This window comes from Chitinophaga terrae (ex Kim and Jung 2007) (assembly GCF_900107795.1).
GTDB classification, from domain to species: Bacteria; Bacteroidota; Bacteroidia; order Chitinophagales; family Chitinophagaceae; genus Chitinophaga; species Chitinophaga terrae.
On record NZ_FNRL01000010.1, the window covers coordinates 129,406 to 154,397 of the forward strand.

21 protein-coding genes are annotated in these 24,992 nt (G+C 42.5%); 2 read left to right on the top strand and 19 right to left on the bottom strand.

The features are described from left to right. Nucleotides 1-25 precede the first annotated feature (25 nt). The 19 genes from BLV62_RS12835 to BLV62_RS12925 form a co-directional block, all read right to left on the bottom strand. The gene (locus tag BLV62_RS12835; RefSeq protein ID WP_089762204.1) at nucleotides 26-427 is read right to left on the bottom strand and encodes an SMI1/KNR4 family protein; all 402 of its coding nucleotides are present in this window, start codon (nucleotides 425-427) and stop codon (nucleotides 26-28) included. A 585-nt stretch (nucleotides 428-1,012) separates the two neighbouring features. Then, nucleotides 1,013-1,534, bottom strand: coding sequence for a hypothetical protein (locus BLV62_RS12845; protein ID WP_089762208.1), 522 nt, complete (start codon nucleotides 1,532-1,534; stop codon nucleotides 1,013-1,015). Between the two features lie 23 nt (nucleotides 1,535-1,557). Next, nucleotides 1,558-2,352, bottom strand: a complete 795-nt coding sequence (locus BLV62_RS12850) for an RHS repeat-associated core domain-containing protein (RefSeq protein WP_089762210.1) — start codon at nucleotides 2,350-2,352, stop codon at nucleotides 1,558-1,560. Between the two features lie 131 nt (nucleotides 2,353-2,483). Next, a complete protein-coding gene (locus tag BLV62_RS12855) occupies nucleotides 2,484-2,978 on the bottom strand; it encodes a hypothetical protein (protein WP_139170141.1) in 495 nt (164 codons plus the stop codon). A gap of 10 nt (nucleotides 2,979-2,988) precedes the next feature. Next, nucleotides 2,989-7,290, bottom strand: coding sequence for a DUF6443 domain-containing protein (locus tag BLV62_RS12860; RefSeq protein ID WP_089762214.1), 4,302 nt, complete (start codon nucleotides 7,288-7,290; stop codon nucleotides 2,989-2,991). Between the two features lie 29 nt (nucleotides 7,291-7,319). Further along, on the bottom strand, nucleotides 7,320-10,598 hold the full coding sequence (locus BLV62_RS12865; RefSeq protein ID WP_139170143.1) for an RHS repeat domain-containing protein: 3,279 nt from the start codon (nucleotides 10,596-10,598) through the stop codon (nucleotides 7,320-7,322). 177 nt (nucleotides 10,599-10,775) lie between these two features. Then, on the bottom strand, nucleotides 10,776-10,991 hold the full coding sequence (locus BLV62_RS12870) for a hypothetical protein (protein WP_089762218.1): 216 nt from the start codon (nucleotides 10,989-10,991) through the stop codon (nucleotides 10,776-10,778). 151 nt (nucleotides 10,992-11,142) lie between these two features. Further along, nucleotides 11,143-12,651: a helix-hairpin-helix domain-containing protein gene (locus BLV62_RS12875; protein ID WP_089762220.1), complete on the bottom strand. Its 1,509-nt coding sequence runs from the start codon at nucleotides 12,649-12,651 to the stop codon at nucleotides 11,143-11,145. 17 nt (nucleotides 12,652-12,668) lie between these two features. Continuing rightward, nucleotides 12,669-14,072 carry a PP2C family serine/threonine-protein phosphatase gene (locus BLV62_RS12880; RefSeq protein ID WP_089762222.1) on the bottom strand — a complete coding sequence of 468 codons (1,404 nt, stop codon included), beginning with the start codon at nucleotides 14,070-14,072 and terminating at the stop codon, nucleotides 12,669-12,671. A gap of 10 nt (nucleotides 14,073-14,082) precedes the next feature. Further along, nucleotides 14,083-15,138, bottom strand: a complete 1,056-nt coding sequence (locus tag BLV62_RS12885; RefSeq protein ID WP_089762224.1) for a TerY-C metal binding domain-containing protein — start codon at nucleotides 15,136-15,138, stop codon at nucleotides 14,083-14,085. Nucleotides 15,139-15,199: 61 nt separating this feature from the next. Continuing rightward, nucleotides 15,200-15,835, bottom strand: a complete 636-nt coding sequence (locus BLV62_RS12890; RefSeq protein ID WP_089762226.1) for a vWA domain-containing protein — start codon at nucleotides 15,833-15,835, stop codon at nucleotides 15,200-15,202. Between the two features lie 69 nt (nucleotides 15,836-15,904). Next, nucleotides 15,905-16,588, bottom strand: coding sequence for a TerD family protein (locus BLV62_RS12895; RefSeq protein ID WP_089762228.1), 684 nt, complete (start codon nucleotides 16,586-16,588; stop codon nucleotides 15,905-15,907). A gap of 23 nt (nucleotides 16,589-16,611) precedes the next feature. Further along, nucleotides 16,612-17,187 (bottom strand): TerD family protein, encoded by a 576-nt coding sequence (locus BLV62_RS12900; RefSeq protein ID WP_089762230.1) that lies wholly within the window; start codon nucleotides 17,185-17,187, stop codon nucleotides 16,612-16,614. An 86-nt stretch (nucleotides 17,188-17,273) separates the two neighbouring features. Next, nucleotides 17,274-19,388: a DEAD/DEAH box helicase gene (locus tag BLV62_RS12905; protein WP_089762232.1), complete on the bottom strand. Its 2,115-nt coding sequence runs from the start codon at nucleotides 19,386-19,388 to the stop codon at nucleotides 17,274-17,276. Further along, nucleotides 19,388-20,698, bottom strand: a complete 1,311-nt coding sequence (locus BLV62_RS12910; protein ID WP_089762234.1) for an ATP-binding protein — start codon at nucleotides 20,696-20,698, stop codon at nucleotides 19,388-19,390. Before BLV62_RS12910 ends, BLV62_RS12905 begins: the two co-directional genes overlap by 1 nt. Then, nucleotides 20,692-22,422: a tellurite resistance TerB C-terminal domain-containing protein gene (locus BLV62_RS12915; protein WP_089762236.1), complete on the bottom strand. Its 1,731-nt coding sequence runs from the start codon at nucleotides 22,420-22,422 to the stop codon at nucleotides 20,692-20,694. The genes BLV62_RS12910 and BLV62_RS12915 overlap by 7 nt, the downstream gene beginning before the upstream one ends. 343 nt (nucleotides 22,423-22,765) lie before the next feature. After that, the gene (locus BLV62_RS12920; RefSeq protein ID WP_089762238.1) at nucleotides 22,766-23,302 is read right to left on the bottom strand and encodes a GNAT family N-acetyltransferase; all 537 of its coding nucleotides are present in this window, start codon (nucleotides 23,300-23,302) and stop codon (nucleotides 22,766-22,768) included. Further along, on the bottom strand, nucleotides 23,302-23,460 hold the full coding sequence (locus BLV62_RS28305) for a hypothetical protein (protein WP_168927751.1): 159 nt from the start codon (nucleotides 23,458-23,460) through the stop codon (nucleotides 23,302-23,304). The genes BLV62_RS12920 and BLV62_RS28305 overlap by 1 nt, the downstream gene beginning before the upstream one ends. Before the next feature lie 152 nt (nucleotides 23,461-23,612). Continuing rightward, complete coding sequence (locus BLV62_RS12925; RefSeq protein WP_089762239.1) at nucleotides 23,613-23,834, bottom strand: helix-turn-helix domain-containing protein; 222 nt, start codon at nucleotides 23,832-23,834, stop codon at nucleotides 23,613-23,615. 85 nt (nucleotides 23,835-23,919) lie between these two features. Between BLV62_RS12925 and BLV62_RS28310 the strand changes: the two genes are divergently transcribed. Together BLV62_RS28310 and BLV62_RS12930 are read left to right on the top strand one after the other, a co-directional pair. Next, complete coding sequence (locus tag BLV62_RS28310) at nucleotides 23,920-24,087, top strand: hypothetical protein (protein WP_168927752.1); 168 nt, start codon at nucleotides 23,920-23,922, stop codon at nucleotides 24,085-24,087. A gap of 3 nt (nucleotides 24,088-24,090) precedes the next feature. Next, on the top strand, nucleotides 24,091-24,975 hold the full coding sequence (locus tag BLV62_RS12930; protein ID WP_089762241.1) for a tetratricopeptide repeat protein: 885 nt from the start codon (nucleotides 24,091-24,093) through the stop codon (nucleotides 24,973-24,975). Nucleotides 24,976-24,992 lie beyond the last annotated feature (17 nt).

The following is a 24,992-nucleotide window of genomic DNA, read 5'->3' on the forward strand; positions in this document are numbered from 1 at the left end:
TACACCATTGCTTTGCTTCATCTGTTCACCTACTCAAGAATATTAAAAGATCTGTAAACGTTCCTCCCCTCTCAACAGCCTCTTCATCGGACATTCCAATAAAAGGTACTTCAATAAAAAAGCCTTCTTCCTTCTTTAAACCAATTGCTGTATCTCCACCATCCGAGCCTATAAAAAAAAGACCGGGAGCAAATTTATCTACCGCATAGTCTTCATTAGCTTCCAACAATTCCTGAAAAGGCCAAAAACGCACGTATCTTCCATTCTCGCCTATAACCCCCTCTCCTCCATTAAACTCTTTCATGTAAGCCAGATAATCCGAAGGGAAATTAACTGGTATATCCCGGAGAATAGTATGGAACTGTTCTTCAGTAAGTGGCGGGTTTTGATCAAGGCCTGAAACAAGTTTTTTTAACAGATCATTCATATTTCATTTTTACAATTTGTTTTCATATCTTATAGGCAGCAGGATGAGTTTTTAATTCATGATCATTGTCTAATGTCCTTTAACGAATATATTTCCGCAAGCGCCCATTAGTAACAAGATCCCTCATCTTCAAATGTTCTTTCCATTTATCAATCTTTATCCATTTATCAATATATTTTTTAGATTTCCCTCCGACAGCATAACCAAGTCCTTCGTGTGATTAGGGATAAAACGAGCTGTGCTCAAATGTTATTCCTGGATTCTTTCTAAAAATCTGTTTAATGCTCACTTTCCTATCCTCTCTTTTAAAAAAAGATTTATTAACGAATGAAAACTCACCTATACCATCAACGATTTTTACGGTCAGCAATTCATTTCTATTTAAATAGAATATAAATGCGACACCCGAAAAGAAGAAAATCATACATAGCAGATAGAGAAAACTTTTACTAAGAGGCAAAGTTCCAAAACCAATATAAAAAAGGATTATACCCAAAAGTATTAAATACCAGAGAGCCTTTTCCAGAAATTTAGCTTTATTTTATAACCATATAACTATGTTTTGAATTAATCAAACAATTGAGACTATTCTGGTAAAAGCAGCGCTCCTCTACGTTTAAGAGCATCAGTATCATATTTTATTAAAGGATTTCCCTTTACATACTTATTCATTTCCAGAATATCTTCTTTCTCCCAACCAACATTATACTTTTGTCGTATTTCAAATCTCAATCTGCCCCTTTTTAAAATCTGAAATGAATTCACAAAAACACCTCTCAGATATCTTGTTGGCACATATCTAAACATTAATTCGTCATATCTAAAATCACAAGAACGTTTAAAAATTAGTAATCTGTAAAAACAGATAGTACAAATGCGTTTATCATCATCAAATAGAATCTTATAGACGGCTTTATCTGGATATACTAACAAAAAAATCGGAATCATTGATATTATTAATATCTCAGCTAACAGCCAATGCTGAATAGACCAATTGAAAAACGCCCCCCAAAATAATACATGTCCGTAAGTCAGAATAACAAAGCTCCAACTAAGCATTGCAGAATTAACAGCCTGGTGCCTCTGTTTCACTTCAAATATCTTCATGATATTATAAAATTAAACCCATTTTATATTCCAAAGGTATTATCAAAAAAATTAACCTTCGGTTTTAAACTTTTCTGAGTTTGGGGCGCAAATGGAGTAGGTTTATCCACTTTATTATTTAGATTTCCATTATTAGTTTTTGGGGTTTCACTATCTGTCTTTGGCTGACCTACTGCTTGTACAGCCTTTGCAAAATCGTTCATAGGCTGCAATTGATTTTCTTTTCCGGCATTATAAAAATCAAAGCCCATATATGTATTATTACCAATGAATGAAGCCACATCGGCTTGAGTTTTTGGTAGTCCGCCAGTTATCAAACCAACAAGACCATAAACCACCTGTCCGGCATTTCTTGCTGTAGCGGCCTTATTACCAGACATATAATCAATACCCATACCTAGTGTTTCAGAAATTCCACCTGGAATGTTATCTGCTTTATGCCCATCATTTGGTTGCAAGCCAACCATGATCTTTGCAAAACCAAGTCCCACAGATGTAGCTCCTGTTGGAATTGCGACAGCTCCAAACACCTGCCCTACACCTGTAGGAGTAGCTGCGGCGGCTGCTCCACCTGCTATACCTAAGCCACCACCAAGAATCATATAAGTTCCTCTCAATACAGCATCCCAGTAATAAAGTCCTTTCACATCATATTTACGAATAGGATTGTTTAAGACATATACATAAGGAGAATATTGCTCATATTTTTCAGACAGGGAATCAACAGTATGCCATCTCCCCACCTGCGTATCATACATCTTCGCTCCATAATCATACCACTCCAACCCACTACCATCCCCAAACTCCTTACTCTGCAGCTCTTCCCGTTATACTTAAGTCGATTCACCGGATAATCCCCCTACCAACGCACTCGAACTAATCCCCGCCATCGTCAACCCAAACGGATAATAATGCGTCTCTTCCAGCGGATAATGCAATCATATTGTGCCTAATTAGGCATATCATCATTCATCAATTTAGGACCTTCTTCTCTTTGACTCGAATTCATTATAAGTATATCATAGCATATCAGCCTCTCATTATTGGTTAACTTAATATTTGATTCCTTGAGATACCTGTTCATCTCCAATATATTATTTTCAAGATCTTCGCTACCAATAATTTTATAGGAACTATTATTCACAAATAATATATAGTTATGACTATGGGAAACATTAGAGCCGAAACCAATTACTTCAATATATTTTCCAGACGCTCTTTTTACTGAAATAGCTCTCTTAATGATGTTGTTCCTTTCGGATGTAAGATTTGAAGTATCATTAGCTGAAAGATCGGGAAATTGATTATTGACCAATAAATACCTGATAATGATACTATCAGTTCTTGACAGCCTAGCCTTACTTTCATGCACTCTCTGTGCTATAGCCCCATTAGCGTTCATTAAAAGAAATACTAATAAAATAATGTTCCGTGAAAATTTCATAATTTGCATCTTAATCTCTGATATATTCCTTATTCAATTCCTCATAATATTTGAACTCATTGGCATGAGGCAAAGCTTCGGGATTATTTGCTTTTAGTGATCTCATCGATCCTTTATCAGTAGCATGGGTTCCCTCGTGTGTGGCAGTGGCACCCATATTTGCTTCAACACCGAATTTGGAAGTAAGTACCTTTTTTTCTTCCAATGTTATATACTTAATCTTGCCTTCAGGTGCAGTAGATACAGCTTCTAAAGCTTTGCTGTATAGTTTTATATCAGCCCTTTCAACCTTTCCATTTTCCGCAGTTACTTTGGTAACTCCCAAAGTCTCTTTCCTGCCAGCTCCCGGCTGATCATATTCTTTTCCTTTATCATCTGTGTAAATTACCTTAGTATTATCTACTGATATGCTTATATCATATGTTGCGTCAGCCATCTTTTGTAATACTGAAAGCCCCACGGCCGTTTTTGCCATGGCATTACCCACTTTCTGAATATCAGCACTCACATTTTCAGACCAAGCTATAGTCCTATCTTTATTGACCGTAAAGGAAACATTAGCCCCATTGTTATTCACAATCGTATCTCCCAGCATATCACTAAATCTTATAGGATTATTATTCATTGCCGAGTATGGACTATTCCTAAAATCAGGCTTAGGATCTATCTGCCACCATCTTCCCAACTGTGGATCCAGTGTCCTGTAAAAAGCATCATACTGATTCATATCTAAATCAGTCGTATGCTCTATCCCGTTAAACTCTTTCCTATTCTTTGAGTATTGTGTTCCCTTCAACGCATTCGAACTTATCCCCGCCATCGTCAACCCAAACGGATAATAATGCGTCTCCTCCAACACCGGCCCTGTTGCCTGGGTTACCACTACGTTATCAAAGAACACATCCTGTGCGCTTTCATTACTGGTGTAAACATACAGAAATCCGCTTTTTTTAACAACCATCTGGTCGGAAGAAAGGGTTTGCAGTTGATCTGGTTCATTCTTTACCTGTTTTACGCCGCTGCTTTCCTCCACCAGTTTAAACTGGTCATCAAACAAAATATAGTTCAAATATGCCTGGGGCCTCAATGGATCCTGGTTCGAATTCTCTCTCTCTTTTAGCTGCCGTAGATCGTTGTTATAAAAATTAGCATTAAACGGCGTTTCGGCGGCTAAATCGGCTGCGCCATGGTCTGACGATTGTTTGCTGCTTCCCAGGAACGCCTGAGACAGATCGGCAAGCATATTTTCTGCCATATCGTTACCGGGCTTCTTGGCAGGACCGTTAGATTTGAAAAACGCTTTGCCTCCAACCTGTATTGTGTCGCCCGCCATTACACGAAGTACCAGGGATGGGCCTATCTTTTTCCCGCTACCGCCTGTTGAAAGCTTGGCTACAGCCTTGTTTTCATCTGTAGAACCATCTTGTGGATAGCCCACAGGAACCGGCGCTCTGGTTTCATCTATGTTACTAAAAAGCGCTGTTTCTGTTGCCGCTTTGGCGGGTTCCATAGTTGCCGCATACATCCTGAAATCAGATTGTTCTGTCAGCACTAACCGTGTATTGCCTAAGTGATCTTTTACAAAGTAATCATATGCGTATCCTACAGGTTTCCCAGCCTGGAAAATTGTTCTGATCCGGCCTTTCTCATGGCTAACCAATTCGAGACTGTCGTTTTTGTACACCATTCCCCCAATGTAATCAGTAACGGTAACCTTGGGCGATGACCCGGTATTGTCGGTAACTGTTTTCCGTTGCTTCACTCCATTCGCATCATATTGGTAAACAATCGTTCCTTTTGTAGTTTGTATTACTGATGGCAGGTTTAAAACATTATAGGAAATGCTGGTGATGTTCTTATTAAGATCTTTCGTCAGGTTGCCATTAGCATCATAGGCATAATCATCTCCTGTATTCGTTCCATTTTTGAAGTCGCCAAGCGGAGAAGTAACAGTACTGGTATCGGCTACCGACATCAGTTTATTACTATAACCGGCATAACTATAATTCAGCCTGTCAATTAACGGGCTGGCAGTTCCGTCCACTCCGTATTGGGTCATATTACGGATATTACCGTTGGCGTCGTAGTTGATCCAGTCAACGGTGAAGTTCATTTTGTCTTTTGTCCATGCGCTGTTTGCGGTGTTTTGCTGGCTGTATTCGGCATGGGTTAAACGAGACACAGGGTCGTAGTTATACCCATAGGCTCGTGGCAATGGGTCATTCCAGCCCTTCCATCTAACGCCGGCGATGTTCCCATTGAACACCGTATCTTTAAACCCATAGTCATAACTCAGCTCCTGCCCGAAGTGGGCGGTATCAGCCTGGTTGTTTAAATACTTTTTGTTAATGCTCTTCTGCCAACCGCGCAGGTTGTATTCATAAGAGATTCTTTCAATAGGGATACTGTTCCTGAGCCCCAGACGTTCCGCCTTCAGGTTCCCCAATTCATCATACTCGTTGACTGCGATCACTCTTTCGAGACTATCCTGGTCGTTAAGCTTTTTCTTTATAAATGCTAACCTTCCTGAAGCATCATAGCTCATGCTGGTTAGTTCCGAAATCTGCGGAACAGTACCGGACCGCGGATTATTATGCTTTAAGTAAGTGCTTAATACTTTTCCTGAAAAGTCGTATTGTGTTGTAGTGATATCCTTTCCTCCCACTGCGTTATCCTGGATAACCTGGACAATACGGCCTTTATCATTATAATAGTTTGTAGTGACCAACCACTGTTCAGTATCCAGTATCCTGACCTTGGCGCCTGTTACCAAACCATTTGTGGCGCTGCTTATAGAAAAAGCTTCCTTATAAGGATTGTTACCTGCATTTAGCTTAGCTGAATCGCCTGGTACACTCGGTTGTGCGCCCGCAAAATTGTACTTATCGTAGAACGTGAACGTTAAGGGCACCAGCAGGTTATCAGGCAAATTAGGCAATGGATTGCTTACGGTTATGACATCCTGGCCATTGTTCAAGGCAGTGTTTATACGCGCTTCCATTTCGTCGGCCGCCTCAAACCCGTTGATTAGTGTTACACTGTTAGTGGCTTCGTACAGTGGCTTACTGTGTACGCCTACTACCAGGTCGGCATCGCCGGGGAAAGTATAAGCGGTGGTTCCGGTAGCCAGCGTAGCGGCATTCATCTGATCCTGCAAAGATTGGCGGGTGGCCGTGCTTTTATACAATGCCGTCTTTACCGGCCTGTTTAACTCATCGTAGAACGTTACATGCCAATTTCCTTTTGCTTTATAATTGCCATCACGGGTAAAAACCAATCTATCGCGTTTATCATAAACCATTTCGGTAGAATCAGCACCGGGAATCTTTTTAATGATCATCCGGTTACGGTTATCATACCGGTATTGAAAACAAAGTTCAGGCGCCACTGCTGACAGGTTCCAGTTTTGAATACAGCCCTGAACGGCTAACGGCGGGATAACAAAACACAAATTTCCCCAATCATCATACACGTAATAGGTGCAGAACCATCCCACGTGAGCCGTACCTGGAGCGGGTGCAGATTGTACTTTCTTCAAAATAACCCTTCCATCTTTATCCTTATACTCTATAGATTGCTGGCCGGATTCGGAAGTAGTCACTGTTTTATACAATTGCCCGGCTTCATAAGTGCGGGGACTTGTTGGCAAACTCCCTGAAGCCTGCTGTATCCAAACCCTGACAGAATCTGCCGCCGTATTTACTAATTCATCCACTTTAACCGGGTGATTGCCGCCAGTTTTTGCCCAGCTATTGCCTGGCGCATAAGTTGCTACCTGCCTGTTTAGCGGAGAACCATCGAATTCGACCTGGCTGTAATAGATACTCTCTCCCGCAGCGGCGGGATTAAGCAATGTATCCTGGTAAAAGGTTTGTTGAGATACGAATGGCGTTGCCTTGAATTTACCATCATTTATATTGCCCGTCTTTGGCGTGTACGGGAGGTATTTAAATTGCTCCCTTCCCAATTCGTCGTAAACAACCGGTGCAACCAGGTCTTTTCCTGAAGGGCTATTTCGCTTATTCACTGTTTGAATCAACCTTCCCAATCCATCAAAATACTGGGTAGTTTCCCTGACTTCCTGGGGTGTCCGGGCGCTCGAAATGATGGCCGATGTATCGCTGCTCGGCATTAAGGGTTCCCAGGTCCGGATATAGTTAATGGTATTTGGAGTACTGCCGGCAGGTAAAGGAACCGGAGTAGCATTTTTACGTTTTACTGTTGCATCAGGTCTGTTTTGGGCAGATGATGTTTCCAAACTACCTATCCAGAAGCCTGATAATATTAAGGTATAGACAAAAATCCTCTTCATGCTATAAGGTCTCAAAAAATGGATAAATATTATTGTGTGATTGGCTGTAAGTATTGGTAGTCATATAGTTTCAATACCTTACCATCCTTGTCTTTAATTGCGCGTAACCTGCCGGCAATATCATATTCGTAATACGTAGGCATATCCCTGACATCGGAGATAGAAGTCACACCAAATAAAGGATCATAGGTGTAGGTAGTCATTTGGGCGCCGTCAGGATATATCCTGATATCATCCAGGGTGCCGGATAGTACCTGGCCGGTGTAATTCAGTTCGCCACTGAATTTCCAGGAACCGGCTGTATAATACCAATAGCTTATTTTGTATGTTTTGCCGTGAAGGCCTGGGGCAAGTTTGTCGCTGGTTGTAAAGGATCCGGAATATAACCTGGCTCCGGTCCTCGCATTGCCAATTGTACCTCCCTCCTCAAAACCATTGTAATAAAACTCATCAGAATCAGCATTTTTACATTCCGCTATGACATATTGATTGTTATAGCCCCATTTATAAGACATTAAAGGACCATCGTCTTTGTATACGTTTAGTACACGACCGGCAATATCGTATTTACCATATGAAACCCTTGTTTCAATCGGCTCATTTGCCTTTCTGGCCTGGATAGTTCTGGGAAGATATACTCCGGTATAAGGAGAATAATAATTTGTCTTAACCCAACTGATTTGACGATTGTTAACAAACTGTGCCTGTTCTACTGGCTGGTTAAGCAGGTTTCTAAGTACCATGCCTTTGTAAATAGCAGAATCCTGCCCTACAGACATGAAATCGGGAGAATAACTGAAATTAGTTTTTATTGTGTCCTTTACGCTGTTAAGCCGCCATGTACTTTTTAAATAGTAGTAATTTGGATCAAATACAGAATTAGTTGTGGTTGCCACTACATTTCCCGGCTTGTCATAGTTATACTCTGTGGTTTTAACAAGATTTACTCTTCCAGACGGCGGGTAAAATTCTTTTGATAAGAAAAATATTGGGTAATTAGCATACTTCCAATAATCTTCCGTTAAATTAGTCGGCAGAGTATTAAAATAATACTTCACGGGGAGTAATGAAAGTGATTTAAAATTCTGCATCCTTACCGGGTTGTGGAAATAGATATCATCCTGGTACTGGTACTCATTTTCAGTCTTTTGAACCAAAACGCCATTGTTATCGAAGGTCATTTCTTTTAAGAGCAGTCCTAATTGCCACTTTTTGTAGTCAGGTGGTATAAAAGGAGCGGTTTGAGTAACAATTGCCCCTCCCTCTTCAAAAGAGGTAAAATAACGCTCTATCCGACCATTGTTCTTCTGTTTTTCGACCACTCGACTGTATGTAACAGGACTGCCATTGACATAAGTTAAGTCGTTAATCGTATTAGACGACCTTATAACATAGTTATGTACACCGTTATCCGAATATTCCTCATAGGGGGTAATCGCGGAAAAAGCGCCAGTCCGATAACCATAAAAGGCAGAAAACGAATATTTTGGCGTTACACCCAATGACCCGGAACTCCTGGTTCCATCCTCAGTCAAATACTCGTAGGTTCTTTCTGCTATCGGTTCTGAATTTTCAACTGTATAATCCGCGATCTTTTTAACTCGTAAGCCCCCAACAAAAGGTTGTTTATGGGCATAAACAACAGATACTGGTTGCGGCTCAACTGTTTCCACCCAATTTACATTCAAATAGGTAGCAAACCCCGTTAATCCAACAGTATAAAAGACAAATTTGTAGTTGCCTTTTACCATGTTTGTGAGTACAAAACTGCTATTTATACCATCAGTATTTGAATATGGTAAATCCTTGGCAGTCCATAAGTTGCCAGATGGAGTATATATTTCCAATACCACTTTACATCCGCTATTACATGTACCACTGGTATAAGCAGTAATATTAAAGCTCGTTGAAACATTTAACAAGCCATTATAGGAAACTGTTGCATAGTCTGAGCCATAAGGATCTCCGGTTGCAACATAGGCTGAAGTATTTTTATTCACTTTGTCCGGTCCCGGAACCGTGGTTGTGAATTTTTGGTCCAACCAATTACTATACGCTTGATTGGGCTCCATCTGGAAGACTGTAGAACCGCCAGTTGGGTAAATGATCTTTTTAAGTGATCCCGCCAATACCTTTAACGAATCTGTGTCCCTATTTCCTCCTGGTAGTTCGTAAAATGTTTCCAGTTTTTCAGGGAAAAGCTCGTGAGGTACCAAATCACCGGTGTTATTGTTATAATACCCCCAATGGTCTACCTCCGACGACAAACGATCCGGTAATGGAATGTCATACTCAAACTGGTATGGAGGTTGTTTTATCTCCTGGGCGCCGTTAAATGGCGTTACTTTTTTTAACGTAGCCCGATTCAAGGAAAAATCCTGCGTTAATATAAAACCTCTTTTATTAGCGCCGGAAATAATTGATATTTTGTCGAGCAAATGGTTTATCACAAGATCCGGCCGGTTCTCTGCCCGATAGTCAAAATTAATAAGCACACCGTTGGGTAGCGATATAGTCTTAATTCTTTTGCCATCCAAAGCCATTGATTGAGTACTACTGCCTTCAACATGGGAATGCCCGCCCTGCGTCTGTACACCTTCTTTTATAGAATAACTTCGACCAGCAATGTAAATGGGATTTGAATAACTTTCGTAAGTATACACTATACTATCTTTTCCGCTAGCTGACAATTGTTTGGTTAAATACCAGGAGGAAACATAATCTCTCGCAGAACTTCCTTGTAAGGCGTAATTATGGGTTACCTCATAACTTTCAAAAAAATATTTAGTACCATATTCATCTGTCAATATAAACTTTGTGATAGCACTATCTCCCAACCCCAATGCGGGATTATAAACCGATTCAGTAACCTTCTCAACTTTAACTTTTTGCATTTCCAGCATCAGAAAGTCATTGTTTTTTCCATACATAAAGCTCCCGCTTCGTCCATTGACACTAAAACTAAATATATCAGGCTGCGCATCAAGTTTATTGGAATTCACCTTATCGTATGGCCGGTCCAGAACTGCCGCAGGTCCGTTTCCTTCGCTAAGCATTGAGGAGACAACCGGTCCATTAATATATCCAATGCTCTTCAGCTCATCAGGAACGCCTCTCATTATTCTCGATACAACTCCACCAGCATTCAATGCCCATCCAATCCCGACATTAGATCCAATTTCCCCTACTTTAATACCACCAGCATGGTAATCCAGCGAAATATTCAGTTTAAGGCCGCTCGCCTTGTTCTCAAAATTGTAAATAGGAATATTGATCTGGGGAACGCCAGTAGACGGACCAACAGGCATACTTCCGAATTTCAATAATGCACTCGCATTCGGCGATAAAGATGTTTTTGCAAACGCGGATAGTCAACAAACTTATCTTGACTTATTATCAAACAAATTAACTTCTAATGCATGCCTCAAATAAAAACAGCCGCCAAAGTATCACCCGGCGACTGCTAAAATAATGTGGTTTTAATTTCAAGCTCCTTCTTCCTCTGGCTCATCATTCTCTTTCTCTTCCTCATCCCCTTCCTCCGCAATCTTCCTGATCACAGATGAAACTGGGCCTTTCATTTTTTCCTGAGGCTCCGGACCCAGTGTTTCCGGATCGGGTTCGTTTAACGCATTGTTCTCATTTGATGTAGAAGGCTTCTCTTCCGGGAGCTTTTCGTTCTTTTTTTTATCATCTGACATAACCAATGGATTTAATTAGTTATACAGGCAATAAAACCATGCCATCGCTGATCTGCCGGATTCCAAAGGGGATAACGCCATAAATTGAGCAAATTCATTCACACTCTGCCACAGTTGGGTAGTAATATTACTGGAAGAGCTGCTCTAACTTTTATTTGTTAGCCAGCGTAACGATCACAACTCTACCTCCTTCCTCCCTGGACAATAATAATTTCTTTCCATCCGTCAATGCTACCATACCGCCAATTGGTATTTCTTTATCTTCAGTCAGATCTTTCAGTGAAGTAAGTCTTTGATTAACCAACACCCATTGTTGCTGATGGAATACAAAATAACCTACGGGGATCTTTTGCTCCTCCGATGTCCGCTCATTCCGTACCACATTTCGGTTGGCATGCCACTGAAATAAATACTGGTTGTTATATACCATCAACCTGTGATTTTCCGGCCGCCATACCGTTGGTTTAAATTCATAGTAGAGATCCAATACAGGAAGAGTACCCCGGTGAGGTGTACCACAGAAAGGACATTTAGGCGAATTGGTATTGTCGAACACATACCATTTCTGCTCGCAGGCAGGGTTGGCGCAGGGCTGCATGAGATCCGTGGTTTTCAGCAACGCCTGCTCCCACATATCTGCGGGCGGCCGCTCTGCCGGCTGATGCAGACCGGTAACAAATGCTTTGTAGAATAGCTCTTTCAGGTATGGGCCGGTAACAGCTAGCGGCAATTTATTTACATCCGCCCAGGGCAGATCGTTAGGGTGCACATGATCCAGTTGAGGCCTGTTGGAAACATCTTCCGGGTGTTCTATAAATAACGCCTTTTCGCCCATTGAAAGCAAATCATCTTTTTCTGTATCCAGGTCGTGTACTTTGCCTCCTTTCAAAGGATGACGATGCAAAAGATACATATAGATCATCACCGCCAGGGCATGCAGGTCTGTTAGCCGGTTGGGGAGTTTTCTACCGGGATCACTTTTATCAAGATGCCTGGTAGCCAAAACCTCGGGGGCAATAAAATCTGGCGTTCCGATCACTTCCGGAGGGAAAAGCCCCGGTACGACCAATCCGTCGATATCTATGATGGCAGCCGACCTGGATATGGGATCTATCAGCACATTTTTATAAGAAAGATCTGAATGCGCCAAACCGGCGGCATGCAATCTTTTAACCCCCCGGGCGATATTTACGCAGATCTGGAAATAACTCAACCAGTTACCCAATTCATTTTCATCCAGGCGCAGGGAAAATGCCTTGTTCCTGAACTTAGGTGCAGCAAACCACTTTCCCTCTTTCTCCTTTCCTAAAATAAAATCATTGGCGGCATACCCTTTTTTAAAAAAGAAGTTTTCATTGTAACAGGGTACGATCAAACCTACTTTTTTACCTTCTTCGATCATGTCGGTAGGCCAGCAATACAGATCTTTATAGTATGCCCCGCCCTCGCGGTTAAAGAAACTGTTATAATAGTCGGTAACAATTTTGCGTAATCTCTCTTTTGCATTCAAATCCTGCTCCGACCTGTAAAAGGCCACTACATAAGACCTGTCGGGGCTGAAGTAGACATCTTTCATTCCGCCCTGCAGCGGCGCCCCATTATCCACGTATTGATATGATTTACCGGAATAGATGGCAGAAGATACCGTTTTAATATTCATTGTTATATTAAGTTGGATCAGTATACAATCATTAAAGTTCTGTCGTCGTGGTTTCCGACGCTCCAGAAGTCGAGCCAGGCTGCCAGTTCCTGTTCTGTTCCTACGGCTGTTCTTTCCAGTGTTACTTTTTGCCTGCCTTCGTTTTCACCTGCCAGGTCGGCGATCAACCGTTGCCAGGCCGACCATCTGGTAAGATTGGCCTCCACTTCAAATTTCGGATCATATATACCATCCGTCATCAGGATGAGGTGAGAAAAACCAGGCATCAGTATGAAATTGAACCGGCTTGAGAACTGCCCGCTGCTGAATATCTCAGGCATTGTAATAAAACGCGTACCGCCGCCATATTCCCCAACATCAAGCCAATTGAGCAAGGTGACCGACTTCTCTTTTTCATCCAGTAATCCCACCGGCCCATCTCCTACCGAAAAGCTCATAATGGCATAACCGAAATCATATTGCTTCATCAGCACAAAAGCGAGAGTAGCGTGAAAATCGTTTAGCGAGGCATTTAACCTGGCAGCTGTCTCCTCGATTTTCTTATGCGTTTGCAAAACCCCGTTTCCCAATGTTTCATAAATAAAACTATTGAGGGCTTTGGTTGCCTTATCCTGCAAATTGTTGTTATAGGTTTTGATCAACCTATCTACAGTTGCCAACCATTCCGCTGTCATACACTCATCAAAATAAGATGCGATGAATGTACAAGCCAGGCGGGAGCCTTCCCGCGAATACTGTGCGCTTCCGGCCCCATCAGAAACCGCCAATAGCGACCACCCTGTTTCCGCCCAATGTTTCACCAGGTAATCATCTTCCCTGAAGCCGCCGTTATTGGCATGCGAGCGGCCCCGCTTAGATGCAGCCACTACTTGTTTGGCGCCAAGGCTTTCCTGCATACAGGCCACGTCAGCTTTCCAAAAGGGATCAGTTGTATCGCTGGGCACATTTTTCCAAAGCGACCGGGGATCCGGGTTCACCACCAGGCGTATCTTTTTTTCATGAGGCGGCACATCCTCCGCCTCCTTCTTCAGCCGGTATTTCAGTACCAGGCGCATATCGCCGCTGATAACAGGAATACCGCTAACACCTTTAGTAGCAGGATCGTAGGTAAGTCCTGTAGTTTCCAGGCCATCAATGGTCAGCAATGCAATGTCCTCCCACTGCAAAGCGGCCATATCTAGCCGGTATTCATAAGGCTTGCCCACTGTAGCATTCGGAAAAACAATTTCCTGCATGTCCTGATCTGCAAGCCGTATTTTTAAAGCCCATTGGTCCATTAGTCTTTTTTGATTTTCCAGGATCTGGTTTACCAAATTTTTGTTCGCAGGATCGGTGACGAAATATGCGAATAACTGCTGCAAACCCTCAGTTACACAGATATTGTTTGCGGCAAGTAGTTGTCGGATATAGGTTTCTTCCATCGCTCAACACTTAACCCTGGGTGCGTTGAACATCAATTCCGCCGTCGCCTCTGCCGTACCTGGCCACGTTATTGCACCAGGGGCAGGTCGATATTTCTTCGTCTCCGATGCAATGCAATTCGCCGCAGCTGCAAATGGCAAATGCAACCTGGTTCCCGCAGCAGGGGCACGTTGGGAAGCCTATCAGCTCTTCTGTATTTACCCTGGCAGGTATGGCATTCTTTTCTGAGAGCTCATCGTAGGAGCTATCCACCTGGAAGGCGCCTACCAGCCGGTAATACAACCTATGCAGGTCTAATCCATAGATGGCCGCTTCTTCAACAGCTCTCCTGTATTTCATCAGGTATCCCCGCTTTGTTTGCTGGCATTTGCCCCTGAGTATAACAAAATTGCTGTCTGTAGTAAATTGCTGTTGCAATGGTTTTGTCAGATCGATTTTTGACACCGTACCGTTGCCTTTGGTGAGATCGATATCAAAACCGGTTTTATTACTATCCAGGCGCTCACTATTTGTTTTAATGGAGTCGGTTACCCACTTAAAGAATGTTTTGTAGGCCTGGGTGGAGGTATTCTTAAAAGTCAGTACATTATCGGTCAGCTGTTGCAATACGTGCAGATTGGCCTCCTCGCCGAAAGAGATAGCCACCATATTGGCGGCAGTTTGCCAGTTTTGCTTCCATTCCCGTATAGCCGGCGACGTGTCGTCCGTTGGCGCTCCATCTGTGAAGAGAAAAACAATGGGTTTCCAATCGCCTTTCCGATCGAACGTTGTTTTTACCTGGTTCTTTCTCATTTCGTACATGAGATGTCCAAGCCCTTTACTAAGCGAGGTACCTCCGCCAATGGGAAAGCGTGGCGGGTAAAAAGTAATGATCTCCTGCAGCGGCACCAATGTTTTTGCCTGCCCTGCAAACACGATCACGGAAATCCATACTGTTTCTATGGCGTAAGGATCTGTTTTCAGGGCCTGGATGATCTGTGCCATTCCCTCTTCTACCTGCATGATGGGTTCCCCCACCATGGATTCCGAAACATCGATCAAAAAATATATGGGAAGTCTGCGCATCGGTTATTTATTGTAATTGCGGTAATTGGGTTTATTTTGGGGTCCCACATCCTTTAACAGGTCAGATAACCAGGTTCAGTTCCTGGGGAGGCGGCGGTAATACGATCACTTCAGAAGTACCCATACTTTTGTTGCCCTGTTCAATGGTATCGGATACCCATTTGAAGAATTGCTTCAGCGTTGCGCTATCGGCAGTATCAAGATGCACTACCGTATCGGTTAACTCTTTAAGCAGCGCATTATCAGCCGATTTACCTGCTGCACAACCTACAATGGTAGCAAAATTCAACTGCTTTACTTTGGGTATCATCTCATGATAAAGCTTCAGGTCTGAGGGTTTACCATCTGTAAAAATGAATAATAATGGCCGCCAGTCGCCCTTTTGCTCCTGCGATCCTTTCCTGACATCTTGGTTCACTTTCTCATACAGGAATTCCAGGCATTTGCCTGTATGGGTAGGGCCGCTTTGCGGGCAGGTAATTTCAGGTAATTGAAAAGTTACCAGTTCAGTAAGCGGCGTCACTTCCTTAACCTCCCTGTCGAAGGTTATGATGCTCAGCCAGACAGAATCCAGGGCATGCGGATCCAGGCGGAGAGTGTTTACCATTCCGCTCAGGGCATTATTCAAAGCTTGTATCGGTTCTCCATACATAGAACCGGAAGTGTCCAATAAAAAATATACTGGCAATCTGCGCATCTGCTATATTTTGAAAGCTACACTACAATATAATCCGGTTGGTAACAACCATTCGTTTACTGAACCGTATCAGGAGTAAACGCGTTTTTTCAACTCATCTATAAAGCTGTCGGACTGGTGTGGCTCGCCAATAGCTCTGAACTTCCAGGTACCGTCTTTACGATAGATCTCTGCGAATGTCATAGAACACATGCCATTGTAGGTACTGTCGCCGGAGAGGTTGAATTTGGCAATTTCTTTTCCTCTTTTGTCTACCGCCCGGATGAATGCATTTTCGATGAGCCCGAAATGCTGGTTATTCTGACGTCCCTGGTAAATGGTTACCAGGAAGAGTATTTTCTGATAACGCTGATCCAGTTCGTCCAATTTAACGATGATCTGTTCATCGTCGCCATCGCCGGCTCCTGTTCTGTTGTCGCCCGTGAGCCAGATATGACCGGAAGGATGGCGCATGGAGTTGAAGAAGATCACATCCCCTTCGTATAGCCGGATGGATCGTCCATCGTTCGTTGTAACGGTTCTGCCCAGGTCAGCCACTTTGCCGTTGGCGTCGAGCAGCATAGCTATGGCATCAAGATCATATTCTGCTTCCTTTTGTCCGCTGCTGAATAATTTACCTAAAAAACCACCGCTTGCCGGTTGTTTCTTTACATCCCAACCCAGACCGATGGTAACAGTAGAGAGATCAAACTCTTCTCCCTGGTCATTTTTGCGCAGGTCAATGGTTTGACCCTTTACTAAACTGATAGCCATAATATAGTTTTTGTATGTTGAAATTATTTGATGATCTCCCCTTTAAAATAACGCCCGAGGAAGAAGGCCAGGTCTTCTTTATAACCGATCCCGGAAGCCTCAAATTTCCATTGACCGTTGCGGTTATACAAGCGGCCAAATTCTACGCCTGTTTCGATAGAGAAATCTTCGCCCAGCTCATATTTGGCGATTTCCTGGCCGGTGGCGTCATCAACGATACGGATATACGAATCACGTACCTGTCCGAAATTTTGTCTTCTGCTTGCCGCGTCGTGTATGGTTACCACAAAAAGTATCTCCTTTACCGCAGGATCTACTTTCGTCAGGTCCACCGAGATGATTTCATCATCGCCCGTTTCGCTATTGCCGCCGGTAGGATCGTCTCCGCTATGATGTACTGCACCATCGGGCGAATTGGTATTTCCATAAAAAACAAAAAACTCTTCACGGGGTATCAGCCTGTTTTCATTGATCATAAAAGCAGAAGCATCCAGGTCGAAACTGGACCCTGTGCCTTCATTCGGATGCCATCCCAATCCAAGGCTGATCTTTGATAAACCAATATCGATCCGCTGTCCTTTTTGTAAGTTGATTGCCATTGTTTGAAGTTTATGCTTGGGTCAATATATCAGGTTATTCTAAAATTGAATATACAAATAAATCATTACGCGCATATATAAATGTGCTATTTTCCAACAAATGAAACCTGTTCAAGGAAGGCTTTAGTGCCGGGAAGGTCGTATGCATTTTCCAACAGCAGGGAAACCTGCATGTCGATGGGCAGATATCTACTGAACTTGCCGCCAGACCCTTTGCGATTGTCCTGCAAATATGCAGGTACCTCCTCAATAAGCGGAAGCAGGCTGCGGAACAATTCTGTATACTGGCGTTGCCCGTTGAACAGGGTAAAACAGCTTTCTCTTTCATTTAACTCGACCTTCACGCCTGCCATTTCCAGAAGCAGGGCTAAAGTAAAGTTGATCTTTGTTCCGGTAAAAGTATAGAGCAATGATGTTTTCTCTTTAACGATATACGGACGTTCCATTGCTTTCCCGTCTACCGGGATCTCTATAAAGGTATATTGCAGATCCTTGCAGGCAAGCAACGCGTTTTCATCCAGGATATCAGCAGGCAGTTCTCCTTTCAGTAATGCCAGCATTTTATGCCTGATCTCCGGATGTACAGCCTGTCCGCCTCCGGCAAATAATGGCTTTTTCCCATCGTTAGCCCTTGTGACAATGATCTTGTTTACATCTCTGTCCACGTATTTGATCTTCCAGATCTTAGCGGCAAGGTAAATATTGCTATCTTCCCGGATCACAGGAGAATCAGGGATCTCACCTATCACATTGCCGTCGTGGAGCACTTCCATGAGTGGTTGAGTCTCGAACAGCGTATAAAAATCCCGCCCGTTAGCTATCTTCTCCCCTTCATATCCCATGATCAATTCATGTTTCAGGTCTTCTATGTAATCCTGGGAAATCATGTGATCCAGCAATGCTTTCATATCTTCTGCGGTTATATTGGCGAAAGCCGTGTTGGCCTGCAGTTGCGTCATTAAATTTCCCCTGGAAATACCGTTCGTCTCCTTCAGCAGCGAAAGCACCTGGTGAAACAGGAGGTTGTAAGGTTTGGTTTCGCCATTTACAGGTTCTATGAAATTCTCCTGGTGCAACAGCCAGCAACTCACAGCCTGCAACAGTTCCCACTGGTTGGTTCCGTACATCAACAGCTGACTGACCTGCCCTGCACGGCGGCCGCTCCTTCCAATACGTTGCACGAGCGATGCCACGCTGCCGGTAGCATCTACCTGAACGACCAGGTCTACCATGCCAATGTCTATCCCCAATTCTAATGTAGACGTACACGCGATACAAAAGTTCTGGTGTTGGTTGGTTTTGGCAAAATATTCTACATACTCCCTTATTTCTTTATCAACGGAAGAATGATGAGAGAAGTAGAATTTATGTCCCTTCCGACGGGCCGCCACTTCTGCAAGTTTTACGGCCAGTTCTTCCGCTGCGCCCCTGCTGTTTGGGAATATAAGTACCTTCTTGTCGCCGGTATAGCCGTATAGTTCCTCTATAAATTGTACTGGAAATTCGGTTTCGACGGGGTAATACCTGAAAATAGCCTGGGTTTCCTTAGCCGTCTTATCTACCAGCACTTTCGTTATTTCAGCATTGCCGGTTAGCCGCTTCGCCAGTTGGAAATTTTTATCGCCGATCGTGGCGGATAACCCGATGATACGTACACGGTTGCTCGTATTCAGGGCGGTGATCCGGTGCAGGAGCGACAGAAGGTGCCCACCCCTGTCGGTACCCAGGAAGGCATGGATCTCATCGATAATGATAAACTTCAAATTTGAGAAAAGCGTGATGGCTTTACCCTTATGATGCTGCAGCATCGCTTCTATTGATTCGGGGGTGATCAGCACAATACCAGCCGGGTCCTTCAGGAGTTTTTGCTTGGCAGATTGACTGGCTTCCCCATGCCATTTAGTAATGGGAATATCTATATAGCGGCACAGATCTTCACAACGGAGGAACTGATCGTTGATCAGGGCGATCAGCGGGGAGATATACAGCACCTGCACTCCGGGTTCCCGGAAGTCGACCTTCGACAATACCGGCAAAAAAGCTGCTTCGGTTTTACCTGAAGCGGTTTTGGAAGCCAGGATATAATTATCGTCAGTTCCCAGGATCCTTTTGATAGCCGCATCCTGGATAGGGCGCAGGGTCTCCCATTTCTTATCCCTAATATATCTCCGGATCGGCTCAGAAAGTAGTTCGTATCCCATTACAGTTCATCAATATCTACCAAAGAAACATCGGGGTCCTCATTTTTCACTTCCAGGTCCCCTATAAACCGGCGTTTGTCCAGCCCCGGATTCTGACGCATAATACTCAACATGTTAAGGAAGCCCCTGATCACTTCTCTTGGCGTCAGGAATTCTTTTGCACCCGGTTTGTTAAACATGTCTTCCATAAACAATTGTATATCCAGGGCCGTTACATCGATATTTGTCTTATAGTTGAAGTCAAAGATCTGCTTCAGGTTTTGCAGCAATACAAAGATCTCTGTATGGCTGAGCGGCATCAGCTTCAGAACAGGTTGACTGAAATCGCGCACCCCGGCTGTTTCAAACTGGTTGCTTTCCAGCCTGGTTTTAAGCGCCTGGTACGAGAATAACCCCCTGCGTTCATTTTCCAGGAACTCTCGTGTCCCGGCAATGTTGATCAGCAGGTTTGAGACCTTACCCTGGAAACAGTCGTTATAGATAGAGAGTATCTTCTCATAATTCTTCTCCCGCATTACACCGGTAGAGATCTTATACAGGTTAATGGCTTCGTCGAGGTTGATCATAAACCCGCTATAACCTATGCTGACAAACAGTTTACAGAAATTCTTCAGCATATCGTAATAGTTGGCGTCATTGATTATTTCCCTGACTCCCAGGTCCTGCCTGGATTCCAGCTTGGAGCGGTATTCGCCTTTCAGCCAGCGCAAAGCATTTTTACGGAGTTGTTCATCGTCCAATATATAGCCTTCATAATATTTACTGAGCGCCAGTCCGAAATCAAAGCCGCCTACATCCGTAAGGGCGTTGATCGTTTGCATTATTTTTTTACGCACCAGCGGCAGGTTATCTGCCTGGTGTATATTGGAGAGCGGAATATTATGTTCTTCGGCTGTTTTTTGAATGGTTTGTTCGATCCACTTTTCCAGCAAGGCAGCCAGCGCCCCTCCCTCCGGTTTTGTTTGAATGGCCACGTTGTCCATGATCGCGGTATAAAGCGCCAACGCTTTTCCATCACTTGCATAGAGCCTTTTTTCCGGGGTAAAATCTGCATTGGCCACCACGAACTTTTGTTTTAAGGCCACTGTATTTAGCAGGTGCAGCATAAACGATTTCCCCGAGCCAAAGTCGCCGATCCAGAATTTCACCAGGCTATGCCCGTTCTTCACGTCTTCCAGGGCTTTGAGGAATGCGTCTACCTCTGCGGAGCGGCCAACAGCAATATGTTGTACCCCTATTTTTGGTACCACGCCGCTTGATAAAGAATTGATGACTGCTACCGCTTCTTTTGGTTTAATATCATTTAACATAAGTTGACTATTTTCTGGTAGTAAAAGGCATTCATTTCATATCCGTCGTTGATCTCTTCAATCAGCACATCATCCAGCTGCTCGTAGCAGGCGTCATTGATACTTTCGATCAACCGGTTCTTAAACAGCTGCCGTTCACGCGCAAAGTGGGTAACTGTGTCGGCTGGCAGCGTACAATTATTTTCGCTGAAAAGCTTCATCAATTGCAGCTGATCGTCATTCAACTGCAGATCGGCGCTGAATGTGACAGGCATATCCGGAACGGTATTTACCTGCACAGGAAGCTGTATGATCATTTCCTCCTCTGGTTCGTCTTCCTGCAGGATCTCATTAAGTTTAGCAATGGTTTCACTGCTGTTGATCCTAACAGTTTCCAGCAGTTCTTCATCAATGATAATTTTCTTCCTTTGTTTTTCATAGATCCCCGGCGCGCTCTCCAGGGCCTTTTCAAGGTTCTTTGAACCGACAAGTTCATCGATCACCTGCTGGAAGCGCTGCAATTCTGCAGCCGTTGAAAACAAGCTTTTCTGTATAGTTTTTTGCAGCTGTTTACTGTCTATTTTTTCTGAATGCAGGTCAGCGTATATATATTTCAGGTAGAACCTGACGGCGGTTAATTTGTCGTATTTCGCAAATGCCCTTGACGCCTCGTAAAAGACCTGTTCATATGCGGGGTTATTGACGTTAAGTTCCGCCAGTTCGTCGATCTGCGCGCTTATGTCCCCGGAATTTTCCTGTGTCAATGCAGCTACAATCGTATCAAAAGCCGGTTTCCAGCGAGTGGGATTCATTTCGTTCAACCGCAGTTCTGTTTCCCTGTCGGGCGCTGCTATCCGTTCTTTCCGGAGCATCATGATATCCATCGCCGCTTTACCAAACGTATCTTCAAACAGCTGCTCGAACCCTGAATAGGAAAAGTTGCTATTGATCTTTCGTTTATGCTGGTACAGGTTACGGATCACACTTTCCGCTTTTTTAAACAGCGTCAGGTACACGGCGGATGCCACCTGCTGTTGCTGGTACCTCCCTTCCTGCGTGTGTCCGCGGCTTGCCGGTACGCATTTCCTTACAAAAGCCTGTACCTCCTGCTCCATGTTGCTGCCGCGCTTTTCAAACTGCTTCTCCAGCGAAACCAGGCAACTCAGGTATAGCTTAATGGTACTTATACAGCAACCTTCAACAGATAAAAAGGAATTCTCGGGATCGTAAAATTTATTGAGCAGGGCAATCTGTTGATCAGATAGTCCCAGCTTCGCTCCATATTTATTTCCTAACCTCCAGTTATATTCTTCCTCGTACAGCGCCAGTTCTGTTTCAGTTACAGTTATCTCATAATTAATTCTTCCTCCTTCCTGAGAGATATCTATAATGCTATCATCGGCCATTACAGGAATTGAAACCGGCGATATTGCCTGTATTTCCTCTTCCCGCAGCCTGGCCAGATTGCATAGTATTTCGTTGGCGGTATATACAGACAACCGGTCAGATACAAACGGCTCCAGGGTATTTTCGTATAACCAGTTCCGCCACCGCTGCGTTACGGGCAAAGCGGTAGTTGCGCATACACCTGCCAGGATTTCCCTTTGCTGAACAGATAAAGCATCAAAGGCCTGTGACATGGTTTTAAGCAGCCAGTCATTCCCCCGCGCCTGTAACCCGAGATCAAGGCAGTATGTAGTCCATTCCTTCCCAAACATCTGGGTTGTAAACATCGAACCTTCCATAGGATACGGCTACTTCAAATAATATTTTTCATAATTTATTGAGTAAAAACAAAATGGCATACCGACAATTGATCAGCATATGGGGTTCTTCATAAAAGATCATGATAACTTTTTTATATTCATTTCAAACAGGATCCAGGTCAACTGCGGGTTTAACTAATGCTTCACAGCTTGTATGAAATGTGCTCTGAAGACACAATATAAAAAATAATGGTAACTATATACTAGTTTAACCCATTTTTTAGCTAAAAGTATTTAAATTATAAGGTATTATAAAAACGCAAAAAGGCAAATATCATATGATGTTTGCCTTTAAATAAGATCAAAAATTGTTATTGATTTTTTATGACGTAAGACTTATTAGATCAAAGTACATAAGTTTGGTGTGATTATCAGGTTCTTTTGCAGGAAAGAATTTAAAACCATTTTGTTCATAGAATTTAGTGGAAACATTGTAAGCGTCAACAGTAATGAATTTACAACCAGTTCGGTTGTTACTAATAAAAAGTTGTTTAATATAATCCAAAATGATTTTACCCAGTCCTTCTCCTTGTCTATGTGATGAAACACCCAGCCTCCCTATTTTCATTGCAGGATAACTTTTAGAAGGTTTACCCTTTCTATTATGCATTTTTCCTTGCACCTTTTTCCATTGATTTTTACTAATTATATCTTGCAATGATATTTTATCATTCAATAAACTAAAAAAAGCGATAGTTTCTGTATCGCTTTCAAGTACATAAGTTACAGCAAGTAACTCATTTAAATAGTTCAGAGAATCATTTAAAACAAAATCATTTAGATCGTCATCGCCACAATCAAAAGGCTTAATTAAAGAATCAGGAGTTAAACGAACTAACCGGAGATTTGAAAGTTCCATTAAAAAGTTGCTATATCTTTAAGTTTTTCGTAATTCTTCTTGATTTCATTCAAAACCTCTGGACTAGGTTTGACATTTTTAGCCTTATTAATTTCGGCTAAAAATTTGCCAGCATCACGCCCTTTCAACACAGGCGTTTCTTTAATACGTCGTGCCATTTAAATTAAAGATTTTAATGTTAAAAATTAAAGGATAATTATCCAATTTGTCAAAGTTACCATTTTTAAATGGAAACATAAACTTAAATATAAACAAATACATAAACTTAATTGAATGTATTTTGTATTTTAAATACTTATGTATTTAAGTATTATTTAATTAAATCGCTTGCATGAGCTTCTAATCCTTTTGCAATCTTGATAAGAGTAGAGAAGGTAAAATTGAGTTTCCCGGCTTCAAGGGCATGTATTTTAGCATGATCTACATCACATATAGCAGCTAATTGACGCAGACTTAACCCCTTAGATTCCCTAAGAGATTTTACACGTTTCCCAATTTCTACAAATACTTTTTTGTCCTCGTCCGGCAGCATAGGCAGAAAATTGTGATAATTTTCTGTCTTAGTTGTTGTCTTTTAAGACAACATTTGTAATATTGTGCTTTAAACCTCAATATCTATGGCACAAACACAAAAATTCAAGGTTATGGTTGTAATAAAAGACAATCACGGCGTATCCCGTACCATTTACCCCATTATAGAAGCTGGCACTGATCTGGAAGCCAAAAGGATTGCAATAGCCCAATATCCCAATGGCGATGTAAGAACTGTTTCTAAAATCAATTAATCTATGGAGCAGGAATTAATGTTAGAACTGGACTTTGCAAAGCTAAGTTTGGTAGGAAATCGTTTTGATGAAGCAGAAGAAAAATACAGTTCGATTTTAAAAGCATCCCCGAATAATACCGTTGCGTGGCTAGGTTTAGGTTTTTCTAAATATGGCCTTTTACTTGAAGGAAGAACAACCTTGATGGAAGTATTCTATTGTTTTGAGAAAGCTAAGTTGACAACAGATGATACTGAATTACATCTTTCAATAGAAGAAGCCGTACTAAACAAAAGCATGGAAGTTGTAAAGAATCTTCTTATTGAAGGTAAGACCTTGTTAAAACTAAATGAAGAAGCTAGTTCACAAATGGCTTTGAACATGGCTGCTGGCGTTGTTTCGGCTATAGCTGGTGGTATTGCAGCGGGTTCAAATAATAAGAGTTCATCACTTTATGGAAGTTTGACGGCTTTAGGCGGAACAGCAATCTCCTATTCTGGATATAGTAAAGCAAAGAGATTAAAGCTAACAACGGAGGAACAAGTAGAAAGTATTAAAGATACAGTTAAGCAGATAGGGGAACGTTTGGAAGGCTTTGTTACAGATAAGATTGGAGAGTTGGAATCAGTCAAAGTTATGATTGAGAATATGAAAAGTATTACCAAGCCTAGAATACCTGCACCACAACAAATTCATTCTTCTGATTATGTAGGGGATATATCTGATGAAGAAAGAAAATGGTATAATAACCAGTGGAATGTTGTATTCTGGATGTTTGCATTCTTTCCTGCTGGTTTATATGGTATTTCGAAGTCTAATCATAAAGGAGGAATAATACTCAAAATATTTCTAGTAATTGTGGGGCTTATTTTATTAGTAATTTGGGCGGTTTGGGAAGAAGGTAGCTAACCTATTAAAAGCCGTTA

Coding starts and splice junctions, on each gene's coding strand:
- BLV62_RS12835 (WP_089762204.1), bottom strand. CDS start 427: ATGAATGATCTGTTAAAAAAACTTGTTTCAGGCCTTGATCAAAACCCG.
- BLV62_RS12845 (WP_089762208.1), bottom strand. CDS start 1,534: ATGAAGATATTTGAAGTGAAACAGAGGCACCAGGCTGTTAATTCTGCA.
- BLV62_RS12855 (WP_139170141.1), bottom strand. CDS start 2,978: ATGAAATTTTCACGGAACATTATTTTATTAGTATTTCTTTTAATGAAC.
- BLV62_RS12860 (WP_089762214.1), bottom strand. CDS start 7,290: ATGAAGAGGATTTTTGTCTATACCTTAATATTATCAGGCTTCTGGATA.
- BLV62_RS12865 (WP_139170143.1), bottom strand. CDS start 10,598: ATGCCTGTTGGTCCGTCTACTGGCGTTCCCCAGATCAATATTCCTATT.
- BLV62_RS12870 (WP_089762218.1), bottom strand. CDS start 10,991: ATGTCAGATGATAAAAAAAAGAACGAAAAGCTCCCGGAAGAGAAGCCT.
- BLV62_RS12875 (WP_089762220.1), bottom strand. CDS start 12,651: ATGAATATTAAAACGGTATCTTCTGCCATCTATTCCGGTAAATCATAT.
- BLV62_RS12880 (WP_089762222.1), bottom strand. CDS start 14,072: ATGGAAGAAACCTATATCCGACAACTACTTGCCGCAAACAATATCTGT.
- BLV62_RS12885 (WP_089762224.1), bottom strand. CDS start 15,138: ATGCGCAGACTTCCCATATATTTTTTGATCGATGTTTCGGAATCCATG.
- BLV62_RS12890 (WP_089762226.1), bottom strand. CDS start 15,835: ATGCGCAGATTGCCAGTATATTTTTTATTGGACACTTCCGGTTCTATG.
- BLV62_RS12895 (WP_089762228.1), bottom strand. CDS start 16,588: ATGGCTATCAGTTTAGTAAAGGGTCAAACCATTGACCTGCGCAAAAAT.
- BLV62_RS12900 (WP_089762230.1), bottom strand. CDS start 17,187: ATGGCAATCAACTTACAAAAAGGACAGCGGATCGATATTGGTTTATCA.
- BLV62_RS12905 (WP_089762232.1), bottom strand. CDS start 19,388: ATGGGATACGAACTACTTTCTGAGCCGATCCGGAGATATATTAGGGAT.
- BLV62_RS12910 (WP_089762234.1), bottom strand. CDS start 20,698: ATGTTAAATGATATTAAACCAAAAGAAGCGGTAGCAGTCATCAATTCT.
- BLV62_RS12915 (WP_089762236.1), bottom strand. CDS start 22,422: ATGGAAGGTTCGATGTTTACAACCCAGATGTTTGGGAAGGAATGGACT.
- BLV62_RS12920 (WP_089762238.1), bottom strand. CDS start 23,302: ATGGAACTTTCAAATCTCCGGTTAGTTCGTTTAACTCCTGATTCTTTA.
- BLV62_RS28305 (WP_168927751.1), bottom strand. CDS start 23,460: ATGGCACGACGTATTAAAGAAACGCCTGTGTTGAAAGGGCGTGATGCT.
- BLV62_RS12925 (WP_089762239.1), bottom strand. CDS start 23,834: ATGCTGCCGGACGAGGACAAAAAAGTATTTGTAGAAATTGGGAAACGT.
- BLV62_RS28310 (WP_168927752.1), top strand. CDS start 23,920: ATGGCACAAACACAAAAATTCAAGGTTATGGTTGTAATAAAAGACAAT.
- BLV62_RS12930 (WP_089762241.1), top strand. CDS start 24,091: ATGGAGCAGGAATTAATGTTAGAACTGGACTTTGCAAAGCTAAGTTTG.